The sequence below is a fragment of the Streptomyces sp. WAC07094 genome (assembly GCF_036320405.1).
Classification (GTDB): Bacteria; Actinomycetota; Actinomycetes; order Streptomycetales; family Streptomycetaceae; genus Streptomyces; species Streptomyces lannensis.
Map to the genome: position 1 here is coordinate 4,866,295 of NZ_JAVMJZ010000001.1, position 24,048 is coordinate 4,890,342.

Annotated in this window: 20 protein-coding genes and 1 pseudogene; 12 read left to right on the forward strand and 9 right to left on the reverse strand. The window is 70.2% G+C overall.

The annotated features are described in order from the left end of the window. The first annotated feature begins 175 nt into the window (after nt 1-175). From RCR19_RS21595 to RCR19_RS21615, 5 genes and pseudogenes are all read left to right on the forward strand, one after another. Nucleotides 176-1,638 (forward strand): annotated as a pseudogene (locus tag RCR19_RS21595) (acyltransferase). 23 nt (nt 1,639-1,661) lie between these two features. After that, nucleotides 1,662-3,467: an ABC-F family ATP-binding cassette domain-containing protein gene (locus tag RCR19_RS21600; RefSeq protein ID WP_331266620.1), complete on the forward strand. Its 1,806-nt coding sequence runs from the start codon at nt 1,662-1,664 to the stop codon at nt 3,465-3,467. Nucleotides 3,468-3,692: 225 nt separating this feature from the next. Next, nucleotides 3,693-5,447, forward strand: coding sequence for a PQQ-binding-like beta-propeller repeat protein (locus RCR19_RS21605; protein WP_331266621.1), 1,755 nt, complete (start codon nt 3,693-3,695; stop codon nt 5,445-5,447). A 60-nt stretch (nt 5,448-5,507) separates the two neighbouring features. Then, nucleotides 5,508-7,262: a PQQ-binding-like beta-propeller repeat protein gene (locus RCR19_RS21610; protein ID WP_331266622.1), complete on the forward strand. Its 1,755-nt coding sequence runs from the start codon at nt 5,508-5,510 to the stop codon at nt 7,260-7,262. Nucleotides 7,263-7,559: 297 nt separating this feature from the next. After that, nucleotides 7,560-8,252, forward strand: a complete 693-nt coding sequence (locus tag RCR19_RS21615) for a response regulator transcription factor (protein ID WP_331266623.1) — start codon at nt 7,560-7,562, stop codon at nt 8,250-8,252. Nucleotides 8,253-8,372: 120 nt separating this feature from the next. Here the strand turns inward: RCR19_RS21615 and RCR19_RS21620 are convergent, their stop codons facing one another. Together RCR19_RS21620 and RCR19_RS21625 are read right to left on the reverse strand one after the other, a co-directional pair. Then, nucleotides 8,373-8,684 (reverse strand): hypothetical protein, encoded by a 312-nt coding sequence (locus RCR19_RS21620; protein ID WP_331266624.1) that lies wholly within the window; start codon nt 8,682-8,684, stop codon nt 8,373-8,375. 21 nt (nt 8,685-8,705) lie between these two features. Beyond that, entirely contained in the window at nt 8,706-10,385 is a 1,680-nt protein-coding gene (locus tag RCR19_RS21625; protein WP_331266625.1) for a sodium:solute symporter family protein, read from the reverse strand. Between the two features lie 225 nt (nt 10,386-10,610). Between RCR19_RS21625 and galT the strand changes: the two genes are divergently transcribed. From galT to galK, 3 genes are read left to right on the forward strand one after another with little or no spacing between them, the layout of a single operon-like run. Beyond that, complete coding sequence (gene galT / locus RCR19_RS21630; RefSeq protein WP_331266626.1) at nt 10,611-11,687, forward strand: galactose-1-phosphate uridylyltransferase; 1,077 nt, start codon at nt 10,611-10,613, stop codon at nt 11,685-11,687. Then, nucleotides 11,684-12,652: a UDP-glucose 4-epimerase GalE gene (gene galE / locus RCR19_RS21635; protein ID WP_059130698.1), complete on the forward strand. Its 969-nt coding sequence runs from the start codon at nt 11,684-11,686 to the stop codon at nt 12,650-12,652. Before galT ends, galE begins: the two co-directional genes overlap by 4 nt. Further along, entirely contained in the window at nt 12,653-13,807 is a 1,155-nt protein-coding gene (gene galK / locus RCR19_RS21640) for a galactokinase (RefSeq protein ID WP_331266627.1), read from the forward strand. It begins immediately after the preceding gene. On the opposite strand, the gene RCR19_RS21645 is transcribed toward galK, so the two are convergent. Next, a complete protein-coding gene (locus tag RCR19_RS21645) occupies nt 13,737-14,243 on the reverse strand; it encodes a GNAT family N-acetyltransferase (RefSeq protein ID WP_331269513.1) in 507 nt (168 codons plus the stop codon). The two genes, galK and RCR19_RS21645, sit on opposite strands and share 71 nt — an antisense overlap. 251 nt (nt 14,244-14,494) lie before the next feature. On the opposite strand from RCR19_RS21645, the gene RCR19_RS21650 reads away from it, so the two are divergent. Beyond that, nucleotides 14,495-15,262 (forward strand): response regulator transcription factor, encoded by a 768-nt coding sequence (locus RCR19_RS21650; RefSeq protein WP_331266628.1) that lies wholly within the window; start codon nt 14,495-14,497, stop codon nt 15,260-15,262. Here the strand turns inward: RCR19_RS21650 and tamR are convergent. After that, nucleotides 15,221-15,718 (reverse strand): MarR family transcriptional regulator TamR, encoded by a 498-nt coding sequence (gene tamR, locus RCR19_RS21655; RefSeq protein WP_115975461.1) that lies wholly within the window; start codon nt 15,716-15,718, stop codon nt 15,221-15,223. The genes RCR19_RS21650 and tamR overlap by 42 nt on opposite strands. Nucleotides 15,719-15,908: 190 nt before the next feature. On the opposite strand from tamR, the gene RCR19_RS21660 reads away from it, so the two are divergent. Then, nucleotides 15,909-16,715, forward strand: coding sequence for a trans-aconitate 2-methyltransferase (locus tag RCR19_RS21660; protein ID WP_331266629.1), 807 nt, complete (start codon nt 15,909-15,911; stop codon nt 16,713-16,715). 3 nt (nt 16,716-16,718) lie between these two features. Beyond that, nucleotides 16,719-17,105, forward strand: a complete 387-nt coding sequence (locus RCR19_RS21665; protein WP_331266630.1) for a VOC family protein — start codon at nt 16,719-16,721, stop codon at nt 17,103-17,105. A gap of 15 nt (nt 17,106-17,120) precedes the next feature. On the opposite strand, the gene RCR19_RS21670 is transcribed toward RCR19_RS21665, so the two are convergent. Next, nucleotides 17,121-17,786 (reverse strand): TetR/AcrR family transcriptional regulator, encoded by a 666-nt coding sequence (locus RCR19_RS21670; protein WP_059130705.1) that lies wholly within the window; start codon nt 17,784-17,786, stop codon nt 17,121-17,123. A gap of 7 nt (nt 17,787-17,793) precedes the next feature. Continuing rightward, nucleotides 17,794-18,804 carry a fatty acid desaturase gene (locus RCR19_RS21675; RefSeq protein ID WP_331266631.1) on the reverse strand — a complete coding sequence of 337 codons (1,011 nt, stop codon included), beginning with the start codon at nt 18,802-18,804 and terminating at the stop codon, nt 17,794-17,796. Between the two features lie 358 nt (nt 18,805-19,162). Here RCR19_RS21675 and ppc point away from each other — a divergent pair, with 358 nt between their 5' ends. Next, nucleotides 19,163-21,895, forward strand: coding sequence for a phosphoenolpyruvate carboxylase (ppc, locus tag RCR19_RS21680; protein ID WP_331266632.1), 2,733 nt, complete (start codon nt 19,163-19,165; stop codon nt 21,893-21,895). A gap of 103 nt (nt 21,896-21,998) precedes the next feature. Here the strand turns inward: ppc and RCR19_RS21685 are convergent, their stop codons facing one another. The 3 genes from RCR19_RS21685 to RCR19_RS21695 all read right to left on the reverse strand — a co-directional run bounded on the left by RCR19_RS21685 (nt 21,999) and on the right by RCR19_RS21695 (nt 23,881). After that, entirely contained in the window at nt 21,999-22,487 is a 489-nt protein-coding gene (locus tag RCR19_RS21685; RefSeq protein WP_331266633.1) for a hypothetical protein, read from the reverse strand. Nucleotides 22,488-22,612: 125 nt separating this feature from the next. Then, entirely contained in the window at nt 22,613-23,215 is a 603-nt protein-coding gene (pth, locus tag RCR19_RS21690) for an aminoacyl-tRNA hydrolase (protein WP_331266634.1), read from the reverse strand. 66 nt (nt 23,216-23,281) lie between these two features. After that, entirely contained in the window at nt 23,282-23,881 is a 600-nt protein-coding gene (locus tag RCR19_RS21695; RefSeq protein WP_331266635.1) for a 50S ribosomal protein L25/general stress protein Ctc, read from the reverse strand. Between the last annotated feature and the right edge of the window lie 167 nt (nt 23,882-24,048).

The window sequence follows — 24,048 nt, forward strand, 5'->3', positions numbered from 1 at the left end:
GATACGGCGCTTGAGCAAGTTGCAGCACCCAGGCCGCCCTTAGGCGAGGCACCGCCTGCGAGGGCGCGTTCGAGCAGGTCCCGTCGGGGTGTGCTCGGTCAAGTCGCCGTACTCAGAGGGCACTTGAGTACAAGTGCGCTGACATGCTCCCTCGTCGCCGCGCGATCGTGGCGCCATGAGACCCAGCGATCTCGTCGCCGCCACACCGGCCTCCCGCGACCGCTTCATCGATATGTTGCGGGTCGCCTCGCTCGCCACCGTCGTGCTCGGGCACTGGCTGATGGCCGCCGTGTCCGTGGAAGCGGACGGACGCGTCCAGGTCGGCAACCTGCTCGCACTCCAGCCCCGGCTCCAACTGCTCACCTGGGTCTTCCAGGTGATGCCGGTGTTCTTCTTCGTCGGAGGCTTCTCGCACGCCCTCTCCTGGCGGTCGACCCGCCGCAGGACCACCAGGGCGTACTCGGTGTTCCTGCGCGCACGCCTCCAGCGGCTGTTGCGTCCGACCGTCGTGTTCATCGGGGTGTGGGGCGCGGTGGCCGCGGCCCTCCAGATGTCCGGGCACGGCGGCGGGCTGCTCGACGTCACTCTGCGGCTGGTCGCGCAGCCTCTGTGGTTCGTGGGGATCTATCTCGCGATGGTCGCCTTCACCCCGCCGCTGCTCGGGCTGCACGAGAGATACGGGTGGGGGGCGTTCGGCGGGCTCGTCGCCGCGGCCGGGCTGGTCGACCTGCTCCGCTTCGGACTCGGCGTCCCCTACGTCGAGTTCCTCGACTTCGCGTTCGTGTGGCTGGCCGTCCACCAACTCGGTTTCCTGCGCGCGGACGGGCGGCTCGGCCGGCCGTACGTCCTCGCCGGGGCGGGCCTTGCGGGCGCGGCGCTGCTGGTGGCCCTCGGACCGTATCCGGTGTCGATGGTGGGCATGCGGGCGAGAAGGTCTCCAACATGGCGCCGCCCACGCTCGCCCTGCTGTGCCACGGGCTGTGGCTGGTCGGGGCCGTGGAACTGCTGCGCGCGCCCGCCGCGCGGTGGCTGGACCGTCCGCGTGTGTGGCGGACGGTCGTGGCGGCGAACGGCGTCTCGATGACCGCCTTTCTGTGGCATCTGACGGCACTGCTCGGTGTCTACGGCGCGCTGCTCGCCCTCGGTGTCCGACTGCCGGAACCCGGCTCGGGTGCGTGGTGGATACAGGTACCATGGCGGATCGTGGCCGCCGTGACGCTCACCGGTGCCTTGGTGGCCGTCTTCCGTGTCTTCGAAAAACCCTCGGGCGCGCGGGAGCCGAGTGCGCCGCGCGCCTGGGCGGGACCCGCCGCCGCGCTCGGCGTCACCTTCTGCCTGTTCGGCGTCCTGGGCCTGTCGGCGGTCGGCTTCGGCGGGCTTCTGCAAGGGCGTACGGCGCTGCTGATCGCCGTGCACGTCACCGCCCCCGCGGCGGTCGTGATGACGCTCTCGGGGTGGCTCCTGGTGGAACGGGCGGCCCGGGGCCGGGGTGCGGCCGTCCGACCCGTTCCGGAGGTCGCCGACGGCGTTCCTGTCGATGCCGACGCCGGACGCCGATCACACGCCAACTCACTACGAAGAGTGACGATACGTTCACGTCCCGCCACCACCTCCGCAGGCCCTAGGCTTGAAGGCTGATCGATCCCCGCGTCAGGAGAGAAATGGCCGTCAACCTGGTCAATGTCGAGAACGTCAGCAAGGTGTACGGCACCCGTGCCCTGCTCGACGGCGTCTCACTCGGCGTGTCCGAAGGGGACCGGATCGGGATCGTCGGCCGCAACGGCGACGGCAAGACCACCCTGATCCGGATGCTCGCCAAGCTGGAGGAGGCCGACTCCGGTCGGGTCACCCACTCCGGCGGGCTGCACCTCGGCGTGCTCACCCAGCACGACTCCCTCGACCCGGCCGCCACCGTCCGGCACGAGGTCATCCGCGACATGGACGACCACGAGTGGGCCGGCAACGCCAAGATCCGCGACGTGCTCACCGGGCTGTTCGGCGGGCTCGACCTGCCCGGCTTCCCGCAGGGTCTGGACACCGTCATCGGTCCGCTGTCCGGTGGTGAGCGGCGCCGTATCGCACTGGCCAAGCTGCTCATCGCCGAGCAGGACCTGATCGTGCTCGACGAGCCCACCAACCACCTCGACGTCGAGGGCATCGCCTGGCTCGCCGCCCATCTGCGCGAGCGCCGCTCCGCGCTGGTCTGCGTCACCCACGACCGCTGGTTCCTCGACCAGGTGTGCACCCGGATGTGGGACGTGCAGCGGGGCACTGTCCACGAGTACGAGGGCGGCTACTCCGACTACGTCTTCGCCCGTGCCGAACGCGAGCGGATCGCCGCCTCCGAGGAGACCAAGCGGCAGAACCTGATCCGGAAGGAGCTGGCCTGGCTGCGGCGCGGCGCGCCCGCCCGGACCTCCAAGCCGCGATTCCGCGTCGAGGCGGCCAACGAACTGATCAACGACGTGCCCCCGCCCCGGGACAGCAGCGAGCTGATGAGGTTCGCCGGCTCCCGGCTCGGCAAGACGGTCTTCGACCTCGAGGACGTGACAATCCAGGCCGGCCCGAAGGTGCTGCTCAAGCACGTCACCTGGCAGCTCGGTCCCGGCGACCGGATCGGTCTCGTCGGGGTGAACGGCGCGGGCAAGACCTCCCTGCTGCGTGCCATGGCCGAGGCCGCGCGCAGCGCGGGGGAGCGGCAGCCCGCCGGAGGCCGGGTCGCGGTCGGCAAGACGGTCAGACTCGCCTATCTCTCGCAGGAGGTCGCGGAGCTCGACCCGGCCTGGCGGGTGCTCGAGGCCGTGCAGCGGGTGCGCGAGCGCGTGGATCTCGGCAAGGGACGCGAGATGACGGCCGGGCAACTGTGCGAGACCTTCGGTTTCACCAAGGAGAAGCAGTGGACCCCCGTCGGGGACCTGTCGGGTGGTGAGCGGCGGCGGCTGCAGCTGCTCCGGCTCCTGATGGACGAGCCCAACGTCCTCTTCCTCGACGAGCCCACCAACGACCTCGACATCGAGACCCTCACCCAGCTCGAGGACGTCCTCGATGGCTGGCCCGGATCGATGATCGTGATCTCGCACGACCGGTTCTTCGTCGAGCGGACCACGGACAAGGTGTACGCCCTCCTCGGCGACGCCACATTGCGGATGCTGCCCCGCGGTATCGACGAGTACCTGGAGAGGCGGCACCGCATGGAGGAGGTCGCGGCAGCCGCCGCGACCCCGGCGCCCGTTGTCGAGAAGCCTGCCGTCTCCGCCGCCGACGCCCGCGCCGCGAAAAAGGAACTCCAGCGGATCGAGCGGCAGTTGGACAAGCTCTCCGGGCGGGAGGCCGAACTCCACCGGCAGATCGCCGAGAACGCCACGGACTTCGGCAAGGTGGCCGGCCTGGACGCCGAGCTGCGCGAACTCGTCGGCGAGCGCGAGGAGCTGGAGCTGCGCTGGCTGGAACTGGCGGACGAGGCCTAGCCGTTCGGTGGCGCCCGCACCCCGGCGTGAAGGCCGCGTGAAGGCCATAACGGGGTCATCACAGGCCGGTCCTCCCTTGGGAACAGGGGCAGGATCGGCCCGGTGTTCATGGGCGTCCCAGTGATACAAAGGGCCGTCTGAGAACAGCCTGAGTACCACCGGCGTATGGGCGATTTTGCGCACCGCGGGTGTGGGGACACATCAGTTAAGAGGGGGAACGCACTGATGACTCAGCCTCCCGACCAGCCGTCGCAGGGCGGCTTCGGAGCACCGCAGAATCCACCGCCGCAGGGGGGCTTCGGCGCTCCGCAGGACCCCCGGCAGGCCACGCCTTCGCCGCCCGCCCAGCCCCCGGCCCCGCCACAACCCGGGTACGGCCGACCGGAGCAGCCGGGCCCCTACGCCCAGCAGCCCGGCCCGTACAACTCCCGGCCCGGCTACGGCTATCCGCAGCAGCCGGGCCCCTACGCCCCGCCGCAGCCCGGGTACGGGTATCCGCAAGCACCGCCCCAGTTCCCGGGCGCCCCGACCCCGCCTCCCGGCGGCTCCAAGAACCCCTTCAAGGGCAGGCCGGCGCTGGCCGTCGGCGCCGCGGTCGCCGTGCTGCTCGTCATAGGCGGGACCGTGTACGCGGTCAGCGGTGACGGCGGCGGGGACAAGAAGCCCACCGCCGGTAAGAGCGGGCCGGCCGAGCCGTCCGCGGCGGCCTCCACACCGGTCGACCAGGGCGACGGCAGCGGCGACGGCGGCGAGGACCCCGAGAACCTCAACGAGGGCCGCAAGGCGGGTGAGTCGAAGGTCCTCTGGTACAAGGAGGCGCCCGAGGCGCCCGGTTCCGGCGCCGACGCCCCCGGCATGTGGGTAACCGGCAAAGCGGTGGTGAAGGCCGCGTACAAGCAGGTGTTCGCGTACAACATCGGCGACGGCGCCCCGGCCTGGCAGCCGGTCTCGTTCCCGCAGAAGATCTGCGCGGTCACCCCGCACAAGACGGCCGACGACAAGATCGTCGTGGCCTATATGAGCGGCGTCAGCGAGAACGCCAAGTGCAACCTGCTCCAGCAGATCGACCTCGACACCGGCGCGTTGGGCTGGAAGGCGCAGGTCGCCGACGGCGCCCTGTTCGACAGCACCCTCGGCCTCGATCTCAGTGTCACCGGCAAGACCCTGGTGGTCGGCCGCTCGCAGTCGGGCACGGCCTACGACGTCGGCACCGGCAAGAAGCTGTGGGACAAGCGGGAGTACACCGGAGCCTGCTTCCCGACCGCCTTCGCCGGCGGCAGCAGGCTGATCTCCGTGGCCTCCTGCGCCGCGGGCAACTCCAAGGCGCACGACGAGGTGCAGGAACTCGACCCGGCGACCGGCAGGGCCAAGTGGACCAGGCCGATCCCGAAGGGCTGGAAGGTGGCGCGCGCCTTCTCCGTCGATCCCGTCGTCCTGTATCTCACCAACGACGACAAGAAGGCCGTGGCCATCTCCACGCTGAAGAACGACGGCAGCCCCCGCTCGGACGTCGAGTCGAAGGACTCCTTCGCGCCCGAGTGCGGCTTTGCCGTCCTCAGCCGCGACCTGCAGGGCTGCACCGGCGCGGTCGCCGACGCGACCACCCTGTACCTGCCGACCGAGTCGAAGAGCGGCCCCAACGAGGTGGTCGCGTTCAACCTCGACACCGGCAAGGAGAAGTGGCGGGTGAAGTCCCCCGCGGACGAGACGATGCTCCCGCTGAAGACGGACGGCACCCGGCTGATCGCCTACGTCGAGCCGTCGTACTCCGCCGGCGGCCAGGTGGTCTCGATCCCGACGAGCGGCGGCGGCCACGGCGTCAGCAGGCTGCTGCAGAACCCGTCGGGTGCCGCGCAGGTCGAGAGCGGCTTCTACGCCAAGGCGGTCGACTACGTGGACGGGCGCTTCTACATCTCCACGACCCGGCTGAGCGGCACCAACCAGTCGAAGGAGAAGCTGATGCTCGCCTACGGCAAGTGACCCGGCTGCCCGCTCCTCCGTCCCTGCCCACCACTCTTCCGTCCTTCGAGGTACCCCTTCATGAGCCAGCCGCCTCCGCCCCCGAACCAGCCGCCGCCGGGCGGTTTCGGCGCCCCGCAGGATCCGTCGCCGGGCGGTTTCGGCGCTCCCCAGGATCCGCCGCCGGCGCAGGGCCCGGGATACGGCACCCCGCCCCCGCCCCAGACCCCTCCGCCGCCGGCACAGGGCCCGGGGTACGGCTACCCGCAGGCGCCGAACCCGCCGCAGCAGCCGTACGGCTACCCGCAGCAGCCCGGCTACGGCTACCCGAACCAGCAGCCCTACGGCTCCGCGCCGACCGTTCCGCTGGGGGCGCAGGCCCCACAGGGCGGCGGCCGCAAGGGGCTGTCCGCCCAGGTCTGGATCATCGTCGCGGCGGTCGCCGCCATCGCACTGATCATCGGCGGCGGTGTCTGGTACGCGAACGACCGCGATGACAAGGGCGGAAATTCCGCGTCCGACGGCGGCAAGGACGGCAAGGGCCCCACCGGCGGCTCCGGTTCCGGTGGTGCCGAGGAGAAGGCCCCGACCGACACCGCCGCCAAGGTGCTGTTCCAGCTGCCGATGCCGGTGGTGAAGAACGACTCCAGCGTCCAGGTCGCCGGGTCCTGGGCCACCGACAAGGCGTATGTGAAGAGCGGGGTGGCCGAGATCGACGGCTACGACCCCGACAAGGGCACCAAGTTGTGGACCATCAAGCTTCCCGGCCCGGTGTGTGCGGTGAGCCGCTACACCAGCGAGGACGACCGCACGGCGATCCTCTACCAGTCGGGGATGCCGACGAAGGACAAGCCGTCCTATGGCTGCACCGAGGTCGCCGCCATCGACCTCGGCGCGGGCAGGAAGCTGTGGACCGGTTCCGCCAAGGCCGGTGACGACAAGATCTCCTTCGGCAACATCACCCAGAGCGGGAACACGGTCGCCCTCGGCAGCACCTCGGGCGGGGCCGCCTTCGACCTGGCCACCGGCCGGTCGCTGTGGAGCCCGAAGCCGGGCGACACCTGCTACGACGCGGGGTACGGCGGAGGGCCGGCCCTGGTCGCCGTCCGCAAGTGCGGTCAGTACGGCGCCCGTCAGCTGCACATCCAGACCATCGACCCGAAGTCCGGGCAGGTGAAGTCCGAATACAAGATGGCGACCGGTATCGAGTACGCCAGCGTCGTGTCGACGGACCCGCTCGTGGTCGCCGCGGACGTCGGCGACTCCGCGGCCGGCAGCGGCATCTCGGACCTGTTCTCCATCGACAACAAGACCGGCGCGCTGCGTACGAAGATCTCGCTGCCCGCCAAGACGTACGCGGCCAGGTGCGACGGGATCACACAGACCGAGGCGTGCACCCAGATCGCCGTCGGCAACGACAGGGTCTATGTGCCGACCAAGGAGCACGAGGGCAGTGCGGGCGGCTACGGCGAGACCAACGAGATCGTCGCCTTCGACCTCGGTACCGGGAAGCTGAACGGCCAGCGTGCGGACGCGGGTGACGGCTACACCCTCTCCCCGCTGCGCATGGACGGCGGCAACATCATCGCCTACAAGCGCCCGCCCTACGACAAGGGCGGCCAGATCGTGAGCATCGACGGCGGCTCCTTCAAGCCGACCGAGCTCCTCGAGAACCCCTCGTCCGAGTCGGTCCGCAACGCGGAGAGCCGTTTCTCCCCGGACTACGCGGAGATCCGTTACCGAAGCGGCCACCTCTATATGGCCCAGGTCTTCGCGGACAAGCTGTCGGGTTCGGGCGACGGCAGGTACCTGGCCGTCGCGTTCGGCACCGGCTGACGGCCCGGCCGGTGTTCGAGATCACCGGCCCGGACAACTGACCGAGTCTCGGTCGTACGGTCCCGTCCCAGTTCAAGGGCGGGGCCGTACGCGTATTCTCGTTCCTTCCGAATGGTTGGGATTTCCGCAATCCGGGGCACTTCTCACCGGTAGGGGCGCGCGACGTCGAACAAGCGTGTAGCTTCCGGGGGCATGAAGGGCGGGGGTGCGCGGGGGCTTTCGCCCGTACGGGCCAGTGGGCATCCGTAGTGGGCATCCATGGGGGGACTGGGGGGTTGCTCGATGGGAGTGCGGCTCATGGTGGTCGACGACCACCGACTGCTCGCCGAGGCGCTCGCCTCGGCACTGAAGCTGCGGGGGCACCGGGTGCTCGCCGCGGCCGCGCCGGCCGCGGGCGCGGCGGAACTGGTGATCACCAGGGCACCCGAGGTGTGCCTGCTGGGGACGGCGACACCGGCCGAGCCGGGGGTCTTCGACCCGGTGGTGCGGATCAAACGGGAGCGCCCACAGGTGGCGGTGCTGGTCCTCGGACCGGTGCCCAGTCCGCGCGGGATCGCCGCCGCGTTCGCCGCGGGCGCCTCGGGCTATGTGCGGCACGACGAGCGCATCGAGGGGGTCGAGCGGGCGATCATGAAGGCGCGGGCGGGTGAGGCGGCGGTGGCGCCGCAGTTGCTGCAGGGCGCCTTCAGCGAGCTGCTCAATCCGGCGGCCCAGCCCGACGACGAGGGGCAGCGCCTGCTGCAGATGCTGACGCCGCGCGAGGTGGAGGTCCTGGTACGGGTCGCCGACGGCGAGGACACACGGCTGATCGCGGCCGGCATGGGCATCGCGCCGTCCACGGCCCGTACCCATGTCCAGCGCGTCCTGATGAAGCTCGGCGTGGGCTCCCGTCTGGAGGCGGCGGCCCTCGCGGCCCGCACGGGTCTGCTGGACCGTGCGGGACCGCTCGACAACGCGCGGCCGCCCGGGGCGGACCCGGCGCCGCAGTAGCCGCGGATCCATGGCCGCGCGGGCCGTTCGCGACCGGCCTGGCGGCACCCCGCGCTCCTGCCGGGGCGCGGGGTGCCGCTGCGGCTCAGGCCGCGGACGGTTCACCCGCCGAGGGGCACGTCATGGCGCAGGCTTCTCGTCCGCGGTCTCCTCCGGAAGCGGCGGAGCCGTCGGGCGCAGTTTCAGCCAGACGAGGAAGAACAGGCCGAGGAGCAGCATGCCCAGGCCGGTCCAGAGGTTGATGTTGACGCCCTGGGCCTTGCGGATGTCGGCGTCGGAGGCGGTGAAGCCGGCGATCGTGACGATGATCCCGTAGACCACGAACAGGCCGCCGATGATGCGGCGCAGGTCGAAGATCCGGGCGGCGGTCGTGGACTTGCCCTCGAGGTCGGTGACGGCGCGGTGGACGTCGTGCTCGGAGTACTCGGACATGGTTTCTCAATCCTCCCGCGGTCAGAGCGAGAACGGGATGTAGCAGGCGGCGGCGAGGACGACCGCGCCCCAGCCCAGCAGGGCGGGCTTGCGGTACCAGGCGTCGTCGCCCGCGGCGGGCGCCTCGGCCACGCCGGGGGAGCGGCTGCCGTAGACCAGGCCCTGGAGGCTCTCCGCGGGCTTCGGCTCGGTGAACAGCGAGACCGCCACCATGACGACGGCACCGGCCACGAAACCGGCGATCGCGGAGACGAAGTTGGCGCCCTGGTCGGTGGGGATGCCGATGATGCCCTGCTTGTAGATGACGAAGTAGTTCACCATCGCGGTGACCGTGCCGGCGAGCAGGCCCCACAGTCCGGACTTCGCGGACGCGCGCTTCCAGAACATGCCGACGATGAAGACCACGAACATCGGCACGTTGAAGAAGGAGAACAGCGTCTGCAGGTAGCTCATGATGTTCGAGAACGACGAGGCGAGGAACGCCGTGCCGACCGACGCGAGTACGCCGATGGCGGTGATGAGCCGTCCGAACCTGACGTAGTAAGCGTCCTCGCGGTTCGTGACCACGTACTTCGCCCAGATGTCGTTGGTGAACACCGTGTTGAAGGACGACACGTTGGCCGCCATGCCGGCCATGAAGGCCGCCAGCAGTCCGGTCACCGCGATGCCGAGGACGCCGTTGGGCAGCAGTTCCTGCATCAGGTACGGGATCGCGTCGTTGTACTGCAGATCCGAGCCCGGGGTGCCGATCTTCGGCACCAGGACGGCGGCGACCAGGCCGGGGATCATCACCAGGAAGACGATGAAGATCTTCGGGAACGCGGCGATGAGCGGGGTGCGCTGGGCGGCGGAGAGGTTCTTCGCGGACAGGGCGCGCTGCACCTCGGCGAAGTTGGTCGTCCAGTAGCCGAAGGACAGCACGAATCCGAGGCCGAGGACGATCGTCAGCCAGTTGGCGCCGAGCGGGTTGGCATGGCCGATTCCGGTGCCTCCCCAGGCGGTGACGAAGTCATGCCCATGGGTCGCGCTGAGCTTGTCGGTCAGGCCGTCCCAGCCGCCGACCTTCTTCAGGCCGAGCAGGGTGATCGGGATGAGGGCCGCCAGGATCACGAAGAACTGGAGCACCTCGTTGTAGATCGCGGAGGACAGACCGCCGAGGGTGATGTAGGCGAGCACGAAGAACCCGGCGACCACGATCGCCACCCACTGCGGCCAGCCCAGCAACGCCTCCACGACGATCGCCAGTGCATACAGGTTCACGCCTGCGATCAAAATGGCGGCGAAGGCGAACAGGATCGAACTCAGAAGGTGTGCCCCTTTGTCGAAGCGGAGCAGCAGGAACTCGGGGACCGAGCGGACCTTGGAGCCGTAGTAGAAGGGCATCATCACCAGGCCGAGGAAGACCATGGCCGGGATGGCGCCGATCCAGTACCAGTGGACGGTGTAGGCACCGTACTGGGCGCTGTTGGCGGCCATGCCGAGGATCTCGGTGGCGGCCAGGTTGGCCGAGATGAACGCCAGGCCGGTGATCCAGGCGGGCAGCGAGCGTCCGGACAGGAAGAAGTCGAGGCTGGTCTTCACCGAGCGCCGGGCGGCCAGCCCGATGCCGAGGACCACGGCGAAGTAGATCCCGAGGATCGTGTAGTCGAGCCCGTTTGTGGGGAGACGGAGCCCGGCGGCGAGATATGTGGGGGTTTGCATACGTACTCGCTTCGTTGCGTGAATCAATCAGAGCGGAACCTACGCCGTTGTGTTCGATATTTGAACACTTTCGATGATGGGCTTTGTTGGATTGTGATGTTGACGCTGGTGGTTGCTCGTGGTTTGTTGTGTTGAGTTATGTTTGAAGAGTGGTACGGGTGCGGATGACGAGCCCGTTCGGGTGCGGACGGCGAGTCCGGCAGTGCAGCAGAAAGGCAAGGTGTCGTGAAGAAGACCTCGACCCGGCTGGCCGACGGTCGTGAGCTCATCTACTACGACCTGCGCGACGACACCGTGCGGGACGCAGTGGACCGCCGGCCGCTGGAGCGGACCGTCACGACCTCCGAGATCCGCCGCGATGTGCTGCTCGGCGACTCGGTCGCCGTCGCCTCGCACCGGCAGGGCCGCACCTACCTCCCACCCGCCGACCAGTGCCCGCTGTGCCCCTCCCGGGGCGAGCGGCTCAGCGAGATCCCGGACTCCTCGTACGACGTGGTGGTCTTCGAGAACCGCTTCCCCTCGCTCGCCGGCGACTCCGGCCGCTGCGAGGTCGTCTGCTTCACCTCCGACCACAATGCCTCCTTCGCCGACCTGACCGAGGAGCAGGCTCGCCTGGTCCTGGACGCCTGGACCGACCGCACCGCCGAACTGTCCCATCTGCCCGCCGTGGAGCAGGTGTTCTGCTTCGAGAACCGGGGCCGGGAGATCGGAGTGACCCTCGGCCACCCGCACGGTCAGATCTACGCCTACCCCTTCACCACGCCCCGCACCGCCCTGATGCTCCGTTCCCTGGCCGCGCACAAGGAGGCGACCGGAGGCGAGAACCTCTTCGACGCCGTCCTCGAACGCGAACTCGCCGACGGGCGGGTCGTCCTCGAGGGTGAGCACTGGGTGGCCTTCGTGCCCTACTCCGCGCACTGGCCCTACGAGGTCCACCTCTATCCCCGCCGCCGCGTCCCCGATCTGCTGGCGCTCGAGGAGGCGGCGCGCACAGAATTCCCCAAGGTCTATCTGGAACTCCTGAGGCGCTTCGACCGGATCTTCGACGACAGCGAGGGGGGAGCGCAGGAGTCGCCGACGCCGTACATCGCCGCCTGGCACCAGGCGCCGTTCGGCACGCTGGAGGAGTTCGACGGCGTGAACAGGGACGACTTCGCCCTCCACCTCGAGCTTTTCACCATTCGCCGCACTTCAGGCAAGCTGAAGTTCCTCGCGGGTTCCGAGTCCGGCATGAACGTGTTCATCAACGACGTGCCGCCGGAAGCCGCGGCCCAGCGACTGCGAGAGGTAGCGAGTTCATGAGCGGGAAGTACCTGGTCACCGGTGGCGCGGGCTATGTGGGCAGTGTGGTCGCGCAGCATCTGCTGGAGGCGGGGCACGAGGTCGTCGTTCTCGACAACCTCTCCACCGGCTTCCGCGAGGGCGTGCCGGCCGGCGCTTCCTTCGTCGAGGGCGACATCCGCGATGCCGCCAAGTGGCTGGACCCCTCCTTCGACGCGGTCCTGCACTTCGCCGCGTTCTCTCAGGTCGGCGAGTCGGTCGTGAAGCCCGAGAAGTACTGGGACAACAACGTGGGCGGCACCATGGCGCTGCTCGGCGCCATGCGCGAGGCGGGTGTGCGCAAGCTCGTCTTCTCCTCCACCGCGGCGACCTACGGCGAGCCGGTCAGCACCCCGATCACCGAGACCGACCCGACCGCGCCGACCTCCCCCTACGGCGCCTCCAAGCTCGCGGTCGACCACATGATCACCGGTGAGGCGGCGGCGCACGGTCTGGGCGCCGTGTCGCTGCGCTACTTCAACGTGGCGGGCGCGTACGGCTCCTGCGGCGAGCGGCACGACCCGGAGTCCCACCTGATCCCGCTCGTGCTCCAGGTCGCGCAGGGCCGGCGCGAGGCGATCTCGGTCTTCGGTGACGACTACCCGACGCCGGACGGCACCTGCGTGCGCGACTACATCCACGTCGCGGACCTGGCCGAGGCCCATCTGCTGGCACTGGACGCCGCCACCGCCGGCGAGCACCTGATCTGCAACCTCGGCAACGGCAACGGCTTCTCCGTGCGCGAGGTCATCGAGACGGTGCGCCAGGTCACCGGACATCCGATCCCGGAGGTCGTGGCCCCGCGCCGGGGCGGCGACCCGGCGGTCCTGGTCGCCTCCGCGGCCACGGCCCGCGAGCGGCTCGGCTGGAACCCGTCCCGCGCGGATCTCGCGGGTATCGTCGCGGACGCGTGGGAGTTCGCACAGAACATCACAAGGGAGCAGTAGGTGGGCGTACGCGAGGGCTTCGAGGAGCTGTACGGGGCGGCTCCCGAGGGCGTCTGGGCGGCACCGGGCCGGGTCAATCTGATCGGCGAGTACACGGACTTCAACGAGGGGTTCGTGATGCCGTTCGCACTGCCGCACACGGCGGTCGCGGCGGTCTCGCGGCGCACCGACGGGGTGCTGCGCCTGCACTCGGCGGACATCGAGGGCCCGGTCGTCGAACTGCGCATCGACGAACTCCGGCCGCGGACCGACACCGGCTGGGCCGCCTACCCGGCCGGGGTCGTGTGGGTGCTGCGCGAGGCGGGGCACGAGATCACCGGCGCGGATCTGCATCTGTCCTCGACCGTGCCGACGGGCGCCGGTCTGTCCTCGTCGGCCGCGCTCGAAGTGGTCACCGCCCTCGCCCTGAACGATCTGTACGGCCTCGGCCTCGGCCGTCCCGAGCTGGCGCGGCTCGCCCAGCGCGCCGAGAACGACTTCGTGGGCGTGCCGTGCGGTGTCATGGACCAGATGGCGTCGGCCTGCAGCACCGAGGGCCATGCCCTCCACCTCGACTGCCGTGATCTGTCCCTCCGCCAGATCCCCTTCGACCTGGCCTCCCAGGACCTCGCGCTGCTCGTCGTCGACACGCGCGTCAAGCACGCGCTGGGCGACGGGGCGTACGCCGAGCGGCGCGAGGGGTGCGAGGAGGGCGCCCGGCAGCTCGGGGTCTCGCATCTGCGCGACATCGCCTACGAGGACCTTCAGCAGGCGCTCGAGCGCCTGTCCGACGAGCGGCTGCGCCGCTATGTGCGCCATGTCGTCTCGGACGACCACCGCGTCGACCGGGTCGTCGCCCTGCTGGACGCGGGCGACGTCCGGGCGATCGGGCCCGTGCTGACCGAGGGCCATGTCTCCCTGCGCGACGACCTGCGCATCTCCTGCCCGGAGCTGGACCTGGTGGTCGACACCGCGAACGCCTCCGGCGCGCTCGGCGCCCGGATGACCGGCGGCGGCTTCGGCGGCTCGGCGATCGTCCTGGTGGAGGCCCCGGAGGCGGACACCGTCGCCAAGGCGATCGAGGAGGCGTTCGGCGCCGCCGGTTTCACGGCGCCCCGGGTGTTCCCGGCGGTTCCTGCGGCGGGAGCGCACCGGGTCGGCCGAAGCGCTTCGTAAGGGTGTACTCCGTGATCCCCGGCGGATAGTCGGGGATCACGCACACCACGTCGTAGCCCTGCTTCCGGTAGAACTCCGGGGCCTGGAAGTCCCAGGTCTCCAGGCGCGCGGCCGTGCAGTCGCGCTCCTCCTTCGCAACGCGCTCCGCCTCGCCCAGCAGCCGGCCGCCGACGCCGGCGCCGCGATGGCGATCGTCCACCCAGAGGTAGGCGACGTACAGCCACGTCGCCCAGGTGTGCCCGACCAGGCCGCCGGCCAGTTCGCCAGTCGTGTCCAACGCCCATATGTGGAGCGGGACTTCGCGTTCGGTCGGGGTCCCGCGCAGCGCGCGCAGTATCGGGGAGGCCGCCGTGTTCGTCTCGCGCAGCCGAGTGATGAGCAGTTCCCGCCGCGTCTTGTCGACTTCCGTCTCGATACGAAACATGCGGCACACCATAAGCGCGCCGGCCAACCAGTTCTGCAAATTTCCTTCCGCTCCCGGTCCCTGGCCCTACCCTGTGAACAGCGCCGGTGGGGGCCGGTGCTGATCAGGGGGCGAGACAGTCGGGTACGACGCCCGGGGTGGGGGTAGCAGTTCCAGCACGGCGGCGGCCGTGCGACTGCGTCGCCTCCGTCCCAGGTGAATGACCGGGGAGCATTCCGGGCGCCGTACCTGCGCCGGTCGTCCCCCGAGCTGTGGGGGTTTCAGTGATCCGCATCCGAGTCCTGGTCGTCGACGACCACCGCATCTTCGCCGAGTCGCTCGCCGCCGCCCTGGCGGCCGAGCCCGACGTCGAAGTGTCCGCGGCCGGCAGCGGCCCGGCCGCACTGCGCTGCCTCGACCGGGCGGCCGCCGAGGGCCGCAGATTCGACGTGATGCTCGTCGACGCGGACCTCGGGGGCAACGTCCCGGGCGCGCGCCCGGCGGTCCCCGTACAGGTGGGCGACGAGGACGGACTCGTCGACGGCATATCCCTGGTCGCCGGGGTCCGTTCCGGCCAGCCCCAGGTGCGGACCGTCGTCCTCGCCGAGAAGGACGACCCGCGCCGTGCCGCGCTCGCCCTGCAGGCCGGGGCGTCCGGCTGGGTCGCCAAGGACTGCTCGCTGTCCCGGCTGCTGGCGGTCATCCGGGGTGTGCTGCGGGACGAGACGCATCTGCCGCCCGCCCTGCTCACCGGTGTGCTGCGCGAGCTGACCGCGGCCCGCAAGCACCGCACCGAGAGCGAGCGGCTGGTGGAGTCCCTGACGCCCCGGGAGCGTGAGGTGCTGCGCTGCATGGTCGCCGGGCTCGGCCGCAAGGCCGTCGCCGAGCGGCTGTTCCTCTCCCCGCACACCGTCCGCACACACATGCAGAACGTCCTCGGCAAACTCGGCGTCCACTCCACCCTCGCGGCCGTGGCCCTCGCCCGGCGCGCCGGTGTCGGACCGGTCGACCTAGCCGGGGATGTTGTCGAACGGGGCGGTCAACTGGCGTAGTAGTGCGGCCAGTTCACTGCGCTGGGCGGTGCTCAGCTCCGCCAGGATCGCGCGCTCCTGGTCGAGCAGTCCGGCGAGTGCCTGGTCGGCCCGGTCCCGGCCCTCGTCCGTGAGGCGTACCAGCACGCCCCTGCGGTCGCTCGGGTCGGGAAGCCGCTCGACCAGGCCCTTCTTCGCCAGGCGGTCGATGCGGTTGGTCATGGTGCCCGAGGTGACCAGAGTCTGGGTCAGCAGTTGGCCCGGCGAGAGCTGGTAGGGGCCGCCGGCCCGCCTGAGCGCGGTGAGGACGTCGAACTCCCAGGGCTCGAGACTGTGTTCCGCGAACGCCAGCCGACGTGCGCGGTCCAGGTGCCGGGCCAGCCTGCTGACCCGGCTGAGCACTTCGAGCGGTTCCACGTCGAGGTCCGGGCGCTCCCGGCGCCACGCAGCGACCAGCCGATCGACCTCGTCCTCCATGTCGATCAGTGTAGTGGTTGTGTCGACATGAAGTCTCTTGACGTGGAGTCTCTTGACGTCGAGATAGTTTGGGTACGAGGATGCTGTCCGTACGGAGGCGACGTCAAACGGGGGCGCCGCCTCCGTACGAGGGCACCCGGGCAGGGTGCTCCGCCGCTCCCCCGTCCGCCCGCCCCGAGGAGGCCCTGTCATGCCCGCCGCCCCCGTCTGGGATCCCGGCCAGTACCTGCGCCACGCCGGCCACCGCGCCCGCCCCTTCGCCGACCTGCTCGCCCGCGTCCCCGATCTGCCCGGCGGCCCGCCCCGCATCGCGGACCTCGGCTGCGGCCCCGGCAATGTCACCGCCCTGCTCGCCGAGCGCTGGCCCACCGCGTACATCACCGGGTACGACAACTCGCCGGAGATGCTCGACAAGGCCCACACCGAGCACGAAGGCCCCACTCAGGGCGGCGGCCGCCTCGACTTCGCGCCGGCCGACGCCCGGACCTGGACGCCCGCGCAGCCGTACGACCTGATCGTCAGCAACGCCACCCTGCAATGGGTGCCCGGGCACGCCGCACGCTTCCCCGACTGGATCTCCGGCCTCGCTCCCGGCGGCACCTTCGCCTTCCAGGTCCCCGGCAACTTCGACTCGCCCAGCCACCGGCTGATGCGGGAACTGGCCCACTCCCCCCGCTGGAAGGACCGTCTGGCCGGCACACTGCGCCACGACGACGCCGTGCTCACCCCGGGGACCTATCTGGAGCGCCTGGCCGACCTCGGCTGCACGGTGGACGCCTGGGAGACGACGTACCTGCATCTGCTCCAGGGCGAGGACCCGGTCCTGGACTGGGTGAAGGGCACCGGACTGCGCCCGGTGCTGACCGAGCTCGGGGACGGCGCGGAGGAGTTCCTCGCCGACTACCGCACGGCCCTGCGGGAGGCGTACCCGGCGACCGCGCACGGCACGGTGTTCCCGTTCCGCCGCATCTTCGCCGTCGCCACGAGGGAGGTGTGAGGGATGCTCGCCGCCGTCGACCATGTGCAGCTCGCCGCCCCGCCGGGCTCCGAGGAGCTGCTGCGCGCGTTCTACACGGATGTCCTCGGCATGACCGAGGTCCCCAAGCCGCCGGTGCTCGCCGCCCGAGGGGGCTGCTGGTTCCGGGCGGGCGCGGTGCAGCTGCACCTGGGGATCGAGAGCGACTTCCGGCCCGCGAGGAAGGCCCACCCGGGGCTGCGGGTCACGGGCATCGAGGCGTACGCGGCCCGGCTCCGGGCGCGAGGGGCCGAGGTCACCTGGGACGGCGGCCTCCCCGGTCACCGTCGCTTCTACTCGCAGGACCCGGTGGGCAACCGGCTGGAGTTCCTCGAGCCGGTCACGGCCGACGAGGATCACCACAACGGGTGACCCGGCGGGCCCGCCTCAGTTCTTGCGATGGCCTATCAGCCGCGGCTTCGGTTCCAGCCCGTCCAGGCCGTGCCACGCCAGGTTCACGAGGTGGGCGGCGACCTCGGCCTTCTTCGGCCGGCGCACGTCCAGCCACCACTGCCCGGTCAGGGCGACCATGCCGACCAGGGCCTGGGCGTACAGCGGGGCCAGCTTGGGGTCGAATCCGCGGCTCTTGAACTCGCGGCCGAGGATGTCCTCCACCTGGGTGGCGATGTCCGAGATGAGGGAGGCGAAGGAACCCGTCGACTGCGGGATGGGCGAGTCGCGGACCAGGATGCGGAAACCGTCGGTGTACTCCTCGATGTAGTCCAGGAGCGCGAAGGCCGCCTGTTCGCACAGCTCGCGGGGATGCCCCGCGGTCAGCGAACCGGTCACCATGTCCAGCAGGCGCCGCATCTCGCGGTCCACCACCACCGCGTACAGCCCCTCCTTGCCACCGAAATGCTCGTAGACCACCGGCTTGGAGACCCCGGCCTTCGCCGCGATCTCCTCCACCGATGTGCCCTCGAAGCCCTTGGCGGCGAACAGCGTGCGACCGATCTCCAGCAACTGCTGGCGGCGCTCCGCACCGGTCATCCGGGTGCGGCGGGGGCGCCGCGGCTTTTCATTGCTGGGGGTGCTGGAGGAGTCGGTCGCCACGCGTCAATCATGCCGCGTCGGCGGTCGCCTTCCCTCGCCGGGAGCCGTTCCCGTCCGTGCTGCGGCGCGAATCGATACGCGAGCGTGACGGCCAGCGCACGTCGGAAGCCCAGCCGAGCAGCTCGAACCAGCGGATGATCCGCGCCGAGGAGTCGAGCTGGCCGCGCTCCACGCCGTGCCGGGCGGACGTCGGGTCCGCGTGGTGCAGGTTGTGCCACGACTCGCCGCACGACAGGATCGCCAGCCACCACACGTTGCCCGAGCGGTCACGGGACTTGAACGGGCGCTTGCCCACCGCGTGGCAGATCGAGTTGATCGACCAGGTCACATGGTGCAGCAGCGCCACCCGGACGAGTGAGCCCCAGAAGAACGCCGTGAAAGCGCCCCACCAGGACATCGTGACCAGCCCGCCGATCAGCGGCGGCAGCGCCAGGGACACCACGGTCCACAGCACGAACTGCCGGGAGACCGCCCGCAGGGCCGGGTCCTTGATCAGGTCCGGTGCGTACTTGTCCTGAGGCGTCTGCTCCTCGTCGAACAGCCAGCCGATGTGCGCCCACCACAGGCCCTTCATCAGGGCCGGGAGCGTCTCGCCGAACCGCCACGGGGAGTGCGGGTCGCCCTCGGCGTCCGAGAACTTGTGGTGCTTGCGGTGGTCGGCCACCCAGCGCACCAAGGGGCCCTCCACGGCCATCGAACCCGCGATCGCCAGCGCGATCTTCAGGGGCCGCTTGGCCTTGAACGAACCGTGTGTGAAATGGCGGTGGAAACCGATCGTGATGCCGTGACAGCCCAGGTAGTAGAAGAAGACCATCAGGCCGAGGTCGAGCCAGCTCACGCCCCAGCCCCAGGCCAGCGGCACCGCCGCGACGAGCGCAAGGAACGGGACGGTGATGAACAGCAGCAGGGCGATCTGCTCGATCGAGCGCTTCTGCTCGCCACCCAGAGTCGCGGAGAGCAGCAGAGTGTCGTCGTTCGCCTGTGCGGCGTCTGCCATCACATCGGAGCGTGCGGTCATGGGCGTCCCCTGTGGGGTCGAGGGTTGCGGCAGGTGCCCGGATTACGGCCCCAAGGTGCTCCCGTGATCTGACGGGAGACCCTACGTCTCCGTAACCTACGGCATCGTAAGTATGGCAGTGCGTTGCCCGGCGGCAAGAGCCCGTGGGCCTGCGCGTCCGCCCGGCACCTATCCTGGAGTCGGTCGGACAGCGCGGTCCGCATTGTTACCTTCCCGGATGCCCGTTCCGTATGCGGCACCCACCGCGCGGCACCCATCCGGGTTCCCTCCCAGACGACCCCCACCCGTCGCCCACCACCGCCCTTCCAGGGAGTCGCTGACGCGACGCACCTCCTGAATACTGCAAGGAGCCGCACCTGTGAGCAGTGCCGACGACCAGACCACGACGACCAGCAGCGAGCTGCGCGCCGACATCCGCCGACTGGGCGATCTGCTCGGCGAGACCCTCGTCCGGCAGGAGGGCCCCGAACTCCTGGAGTTGGTCGAGCGGGTACGCCGGCTCACCCGAGAGGACGGAGAGGCCGCCGCGGAACTCCTGCGCGGCACCGAGCTGGAGACCGCGGCCAAGCTGGTACGCGCCTTCTCCACCTACTTCCACCTCGCGAACGTCACCGAGCAGGTCCACCGCGGCCGCGAGCTGCGTGCCAAGCGCGCCGCCGAGGGCGGACTCCTCGCCCGTACGGCCGACCGCCTCAAGGACGCCGACCCGGAGCACCTGCGTGAGACCGTCACGCACCTGAACGTCCGCCCGGTGTTCACGGCCCACCCGACGGAGGCCGCGCGCCGTTCCGTCCTCAACAAGCTCCGGCGTATCGCCGCGCTCCTGGAGACCCCCGTCCTCGAGTCCGACCGGCGCCGCCAGGACATCCGCCTGGCCGAGAACATCGACCTCGTCTGGCAGACCGACGAGTTGCGCGTCGTACGCCCCGAGCCCAGTGACGAGGCCCGCAACGCCATCTACTACCTGGACGAACTGCACGCAGGCGCCGTCGGCGACGTCCTGGAGGACCTCACCGCGGAACTGGAGCGCGTCGGGGTCAAGCTCCCCGACGGCACCCGCCCCCTGACCTTCGGCACCTGGATCGGCGGCGACCGCGACGGCAACCCCAACGTGACCCCCGAGGTCACCTGGGAGGTGCTGATCCTGCAGCACGAGCACGGCATCAACGACGTGCTGGAGATGGTCGACGAACTGCGCGGCCTGCTGTCCCAGTCGATCCGCTACACCGGCGCCACCGAGGACCTGCTGGAGTCCCTCCGCGCCGACCTCGAGCTGCTGCCCGAGATCAGCCCCCGCTACAAGCGCCTGAACGCCGAGGAGCCCTACCGCCTCAAGGCCACCTGCATCCGCCAGAAGCTCGTCAACACCAAGCGGCGCCTCGCCAGAGGGACCCAGCACGAGCCCGGACGCGACTACCTCGGCACCGGCGAACTCCTGCACGACCTGCGGCTCGTCCAGGCCTCGCTGCGCGCCCACCGGGGCGGCCTGTTCGCCGACGGCCGCCTCGCCCGCACCATCCGCACCATCGCCGCCTTCGGCCTCCAGCTCGCCACCATGGACGTCCGCGAGCACGCCGACGCCCACCACCACGCCCTCGGCCAGCTCTTCGACCGGCTCGGCGAGGAGTCCTGGCGCTACGACGACATGCCGCGCGAGTACCGGCACCGGCTGCTCGCCAAGGAACTGCGCTCCCGCAGGCCCCTCGCGCCCACCCCGGCCCCGCTCGACGCCGCGGGCGCCAAGACCCTCGGCACGTTCGAGACGATCAAGCGGGCCCTGAAGGTCTTCGGACCCGAGGTCATCGAGTCCTACATCATCTCCATGTGCCAGGGTGCCGACGACGTGTTCGCCGCCGCGGTCCTCGCCCGTGAGGCCGGACTGGTCGACCTGCACGCCGGCTGGGCCAAGATCGGCATCGTCCCGCTGCTGGAGACCACCGACGAGCTCAAGGCCGCCGACACCCTCCTGGAGAACATGCTCTCCGACCCGTCCTACCGGCGGCTCGTCGCCCTGCGCGGAGACGTGCAGGAGGTCATGCTCGGCTACAGCGACTCCTCCAAGTTCGGCGGCATCACCACCTCCCAGTGGGAGATCCACCGCGCCCAGCGCCGGCTGCGCGACGTCGCCCACCGCTACGGCGTACGCCTGCGGCTCTTCCACGGCCGTGGCGGCACCGTCGGCCGCGGCGGCGGCCCCAGCCACGACGCGATCCTCGCCCAGCCCTGGGGGACCCTGGAGGGCGAGATCAAGGTGACCGAGCAGGGCGAGGTCATCTCCGACAAGTACCTGATCCCCTCCCTGGCCCGGGAGAACCTGGAACTGACGGTCGCCGCCACCCTCCAGGCCTCGGCTCTGCACACCGCACCCCGCCAGTCCGTCGAGGCCCTCGCACGCTGGGACGCGGCCATGGACGTCGTCTCCGACGCCGCCCACGCCGCCTACCGCAGGCTCGTCGAGGACCCCGACCTGCCGGCGTACTTCTTCGCCTCCACGCCGGTCGACCAGCTCGCCGACCTCCACCTCGGGTCCCGCCCCTCGCGGCGCCCCGACTCCGGGGCCGGTCTCGACGGACTGCGCGCCATCCCCTGGGTCTTCGGCTGGACCCAGTCCCGGCAGATCGTGCCCGGCTGGTTCGGCGTCGGCTCCGGCCTGAAGGCGCTGCGCGAAGCCGGCCTCGACACCGTGCTCGACGAGATGCACGAACAGTGGCACTTCTTCCGCAACTTCATCTCCAACGTCGAGATGACCCTCGCCAAGACGGACCTGAGGATCGGCCGCCACTACGTCGACACCCTCGTCCCCGACGAGCTCAAGCACGTGTTCGGCACGATCGAGGCCGAACACGAACTGACGGTCCGTGAGGTACTGCGGGTGACCGGCGAGCAGGAACTCCTCGACGCCAACCCCGTCCTGAAGCAGACCTTCGGCATCCGGGACGCCTACCTCGACCCGATCTCCTACCTCCAGGTCGCCCTGCTCAAGCGCCAGCGCGACGCGGCGGCCGAGGGAGCCGAGGCCGACCCGCTGCTGGCGAGGGCCCTGCTGCTGACCGTGAACGGCGTCGCCGCGGGCCTGCGCAACACCGGCTGAACCCACCCCGCGCACCACGGTGCCCCCGTGCCTGCCCCGCAGGCGGGCACGGGGGCACCGTCACACCCGGCAAACGGCCACCCCGGACATCACCCGGACACCCTCACAGCAGGGCGAAGGCGGCCGTGAGCAACGCGACCCCGGCCCCCGCCAGCACCCACGCCGCACGCACCGCACGCAGTCCGCCCGCCACCACGACCGAGGCCAGCAGCAACGCCCCGCCCAGCGGCACCCAGGCATACAGAACACCCGCCGGACCGGAGCGCAAGACGGCGTCCGAACCCGGCTTCACGATCACCGCGTACGTCTGCCCGCGCTTCACCGCGACCGACTTGTCGATGACCACGCTCCCGCGCGCCCGCGCCCCCGGCGAGACGGGTGTGAAGGGACCGGTGCACGTGTCGGCGCCGCACCGCGTCACCTCGATCGTGCCGCGCTCACGGCCCTTGGTCAGCATCACGTACTGCGCGGTGCCCCAGGAACCCCAGGCGCCGGCGACCACGATCAGGACGGCGACCGCACCCATGGCCGCGAGCCGCCCGAACCGCAGCACCGCGACCGCACCCTGAGAGGACGAGACGGCAGAAGGCATGCCGGCGATCCTTGGCCATGGCCTTGCGCCCGGTCAACTCCGGCCCGTCGCCGAGTGCGACAAGTCCCGAGTTGTGCCCATGAAACGCCGCCCAGCACCCGACACCCACACCCACCCGGCCGCACTCAGGAGTTGTACGTGCCCTGCGCCCGCTCCAGCCCCTCGATCACCAGACACTCCACCGCGTCCGCCGCACGGTCCACGAAGTAGTCCAGCTCCTTGCGCTCCGCCGACGAGAAGTCCTTCAGCACAAAATCCGCGACCTGCATCCGCCCCGGAGGACGACCGATCCCGAACCGCACCCGGTGATAGTCCGCACCCATCGCCTTAGTGATCGACTTCAGCCCGTTGTGGCCGTTGTCCCCACCCCCCAGCTTCAACCGCAGGATGCCGTAGTCGATGTCCAACTCGTCGTGCACCGCCACGACGTTCGCCACCGGAACCTTGTAGAAATCCCGCAGAGCACTCACCGGGCCGCCCGACAGGTTCATGTACGACATGGGCTTCGCCAGGATCACCCGACGGTTCGCCGGACCCGGCGGACCGATCCGCCCCTCCACGACCTGAGCCTGCGCCTTGCCCGCCCGCTTGAACTTCCCGCCGATCCGCTCGGCCAGCAGATCGGCCACCATGAACCCCACATTGTGCCGGTTCATCGCATACTCGGATCCGGGATTGCCGAGGCCCACAACGAGCCAAGGGCCGTTTACCGGGGTGGTCACGTCCATGTCTCCTCGATACGCGCCAGCCGCTGCCCCACACGGGAACAGCGGCTGACAGAACGACGACGGGAATCAGGCCTCGACGGCGGCCTCTTCGCCCTCGGCCGACTCGCCCTCCGGGGCCTCCTCCGCCTGCGCGGCCAGAACCTGCAGCACCACGGCGTCCTCGTCCACAGCCAGGGTCACACCCGACGGAAGAACGATGTCCTTGGCGTGGATGGACGCACCGGCCTGCAGACCCTCCACCGAAACGGTCACCGCCTCGGGGATGTGCGTGGCCTCGGTCTCCACCGGCAGCGCCGTCAGCACGTGCTCCAGCAGGTTGCCACCCGGGGCCAGCTCACCCTCGGCCTGGACCGGAACCTCGACCGTGACCTTCTCGCCGCGCTTGACCAGCAGCAGGTCCACGTGCTCGAGGAAACCCTTCAGCGGGTCACGCTGCACGGCCTTCGGAATCGCCAGCTCATTGCTCTTGCCGTCGATGTCCAGCGAGATCAGAACGTTCGGCGTACGCAGCGCCAGCAGCAGCTCGTGGCCCGGCAGGGTCAGGTGCAGCGGCTCGGAACCGTGGCCGTACAGCACACCGGGAACCTTGCTGTCACGACGGATACGACGCGCGGCACCCTTGCCGAACTCGCTGCGCGTCTCGGCGGCGATCTTCACCTCGGACATGATCACTCCTCGTAGAAGCAGTAATGGACGGTCACCCGGCCACGAACGGCCTGCTACGAAGAGCGCGTCGATAACGGACCGCCGTACCCATGAGTACGGCCTCCCTCGCCGAGCAACTGCAGCAGTCTACTCGGAGCGGGAGGCCACACCCAAAACGATCTCTACCG

Excerpts from the sequence above, each read along its gene's own strand:
- RCR19_RS21600 (WP_331266620.1), top strand. The coding sequence starts at position 1,662 with ATGGCCGTCAACCTGGTCAATGTCGAGAACGTCAGCAAGGTGTACGGC.
- RCR19_RS21605 (WP_331266621.1), top strand. The coding sequence starts at position 3,693 with ATGACTCAGCCTCCCGACCAGCCGTCGCAGGGCGGCTTCGGAGCACCG.
- RCR19_RS21610 (WP_331266622.1), top strand. The coding sequence starts at position 5,508 with ATGAGCCAGCCGCCTCCGCCCCCGAACCAGCCGCCGCCGGGCGGTTTC.
- RCR19_RS21615 (WP_331266623.1), top strand. The coding sequence starts at position 7,560 with ATGGTGGTCGACGACCACCGACTGCTCGCCGAGGCGCTCGCCTCGGCA.
- RCR19_RS21620 (WP_331266624.1), bottom strand. The coding sequence starts at position 8,684 with ATGTCCGAGTACTCCGAGCACGACGTCCACCGCGCCGTCACCGACCTC.
- RCR19_RS21625 (WP_331266625.1), bottom strand. The coding sequence starts at position 10,385 with ATGCAAACCCCCACATATCTCGCCGCCGGGCTCCGTCTCCCCACAAAC.
- galE (WP_059130698.1), top strand. The coding sequence starts at position 11,684 with ATGAGCGGGAAGTACCTGGTCACCGGTGGCGCGGGCTATGTGGGCAGT.
- RCR19_RS21645 (WP_331269513.1), bottom strand. The coding sequence starts at position 14,243 with ATGGTGTGCCGCATGTTTCGTATCGAGACGGAAGTCGACAAGACGCGG.
- tamR (WP_115975461.1), bottom strand. The coding sequence starts at position 15,718 with ATGGAGGACGAGGTCGATCGGCTGGTCGCTGCGTGGCGCCGGGAGCGC.
- RCR19_RS21660 (WP_331266629.1), top strand. The coding sequence starts at position 15,909 with ATGCCCGCCGCCCCCGTCTGGGATCCCGGCCAGTACCTGCGCCACGCC.
- RCR19_RS21665 (WP_331266630.1), top strand. The coding sequence starts at position 16,719 with ATGCTCGCCGCCGTCGACCATGTGCAGCTCGCCGCCCCGCCGGGCTCC.
- RCR19_RS21675 (WP_331266631.1), bottom strand. The coding sequence starts at position 18,804 with ATGACCGCACGCTCCGATGTGATGGCAGACGCCGCACAGGCGAACGAC.
- RCR19_RS21685 (WP_331266633.1), bottom strand. The coding sequence starts at position 22,487 with ATGCCTTCTGCCGTCTCGTCCTCTCAGGGTGCGGTCGCGGTGCTGCGG.
- pth (WP_331266634.1), bottom strand. The coding sequence starts at position 23,215 with ATGGACGTGACCACCCCGGTAAACGGCCCTTGGCTCGTTGTGGGCCTC.
- RCR19_RS21695 (WP_331266635.1), bottom strand. The coding sequence starts at position 23,881 with ATGTCCGAGGTGAAGATCGCCGCCGAGACGCGCAGCGAGTTCGGCAAG.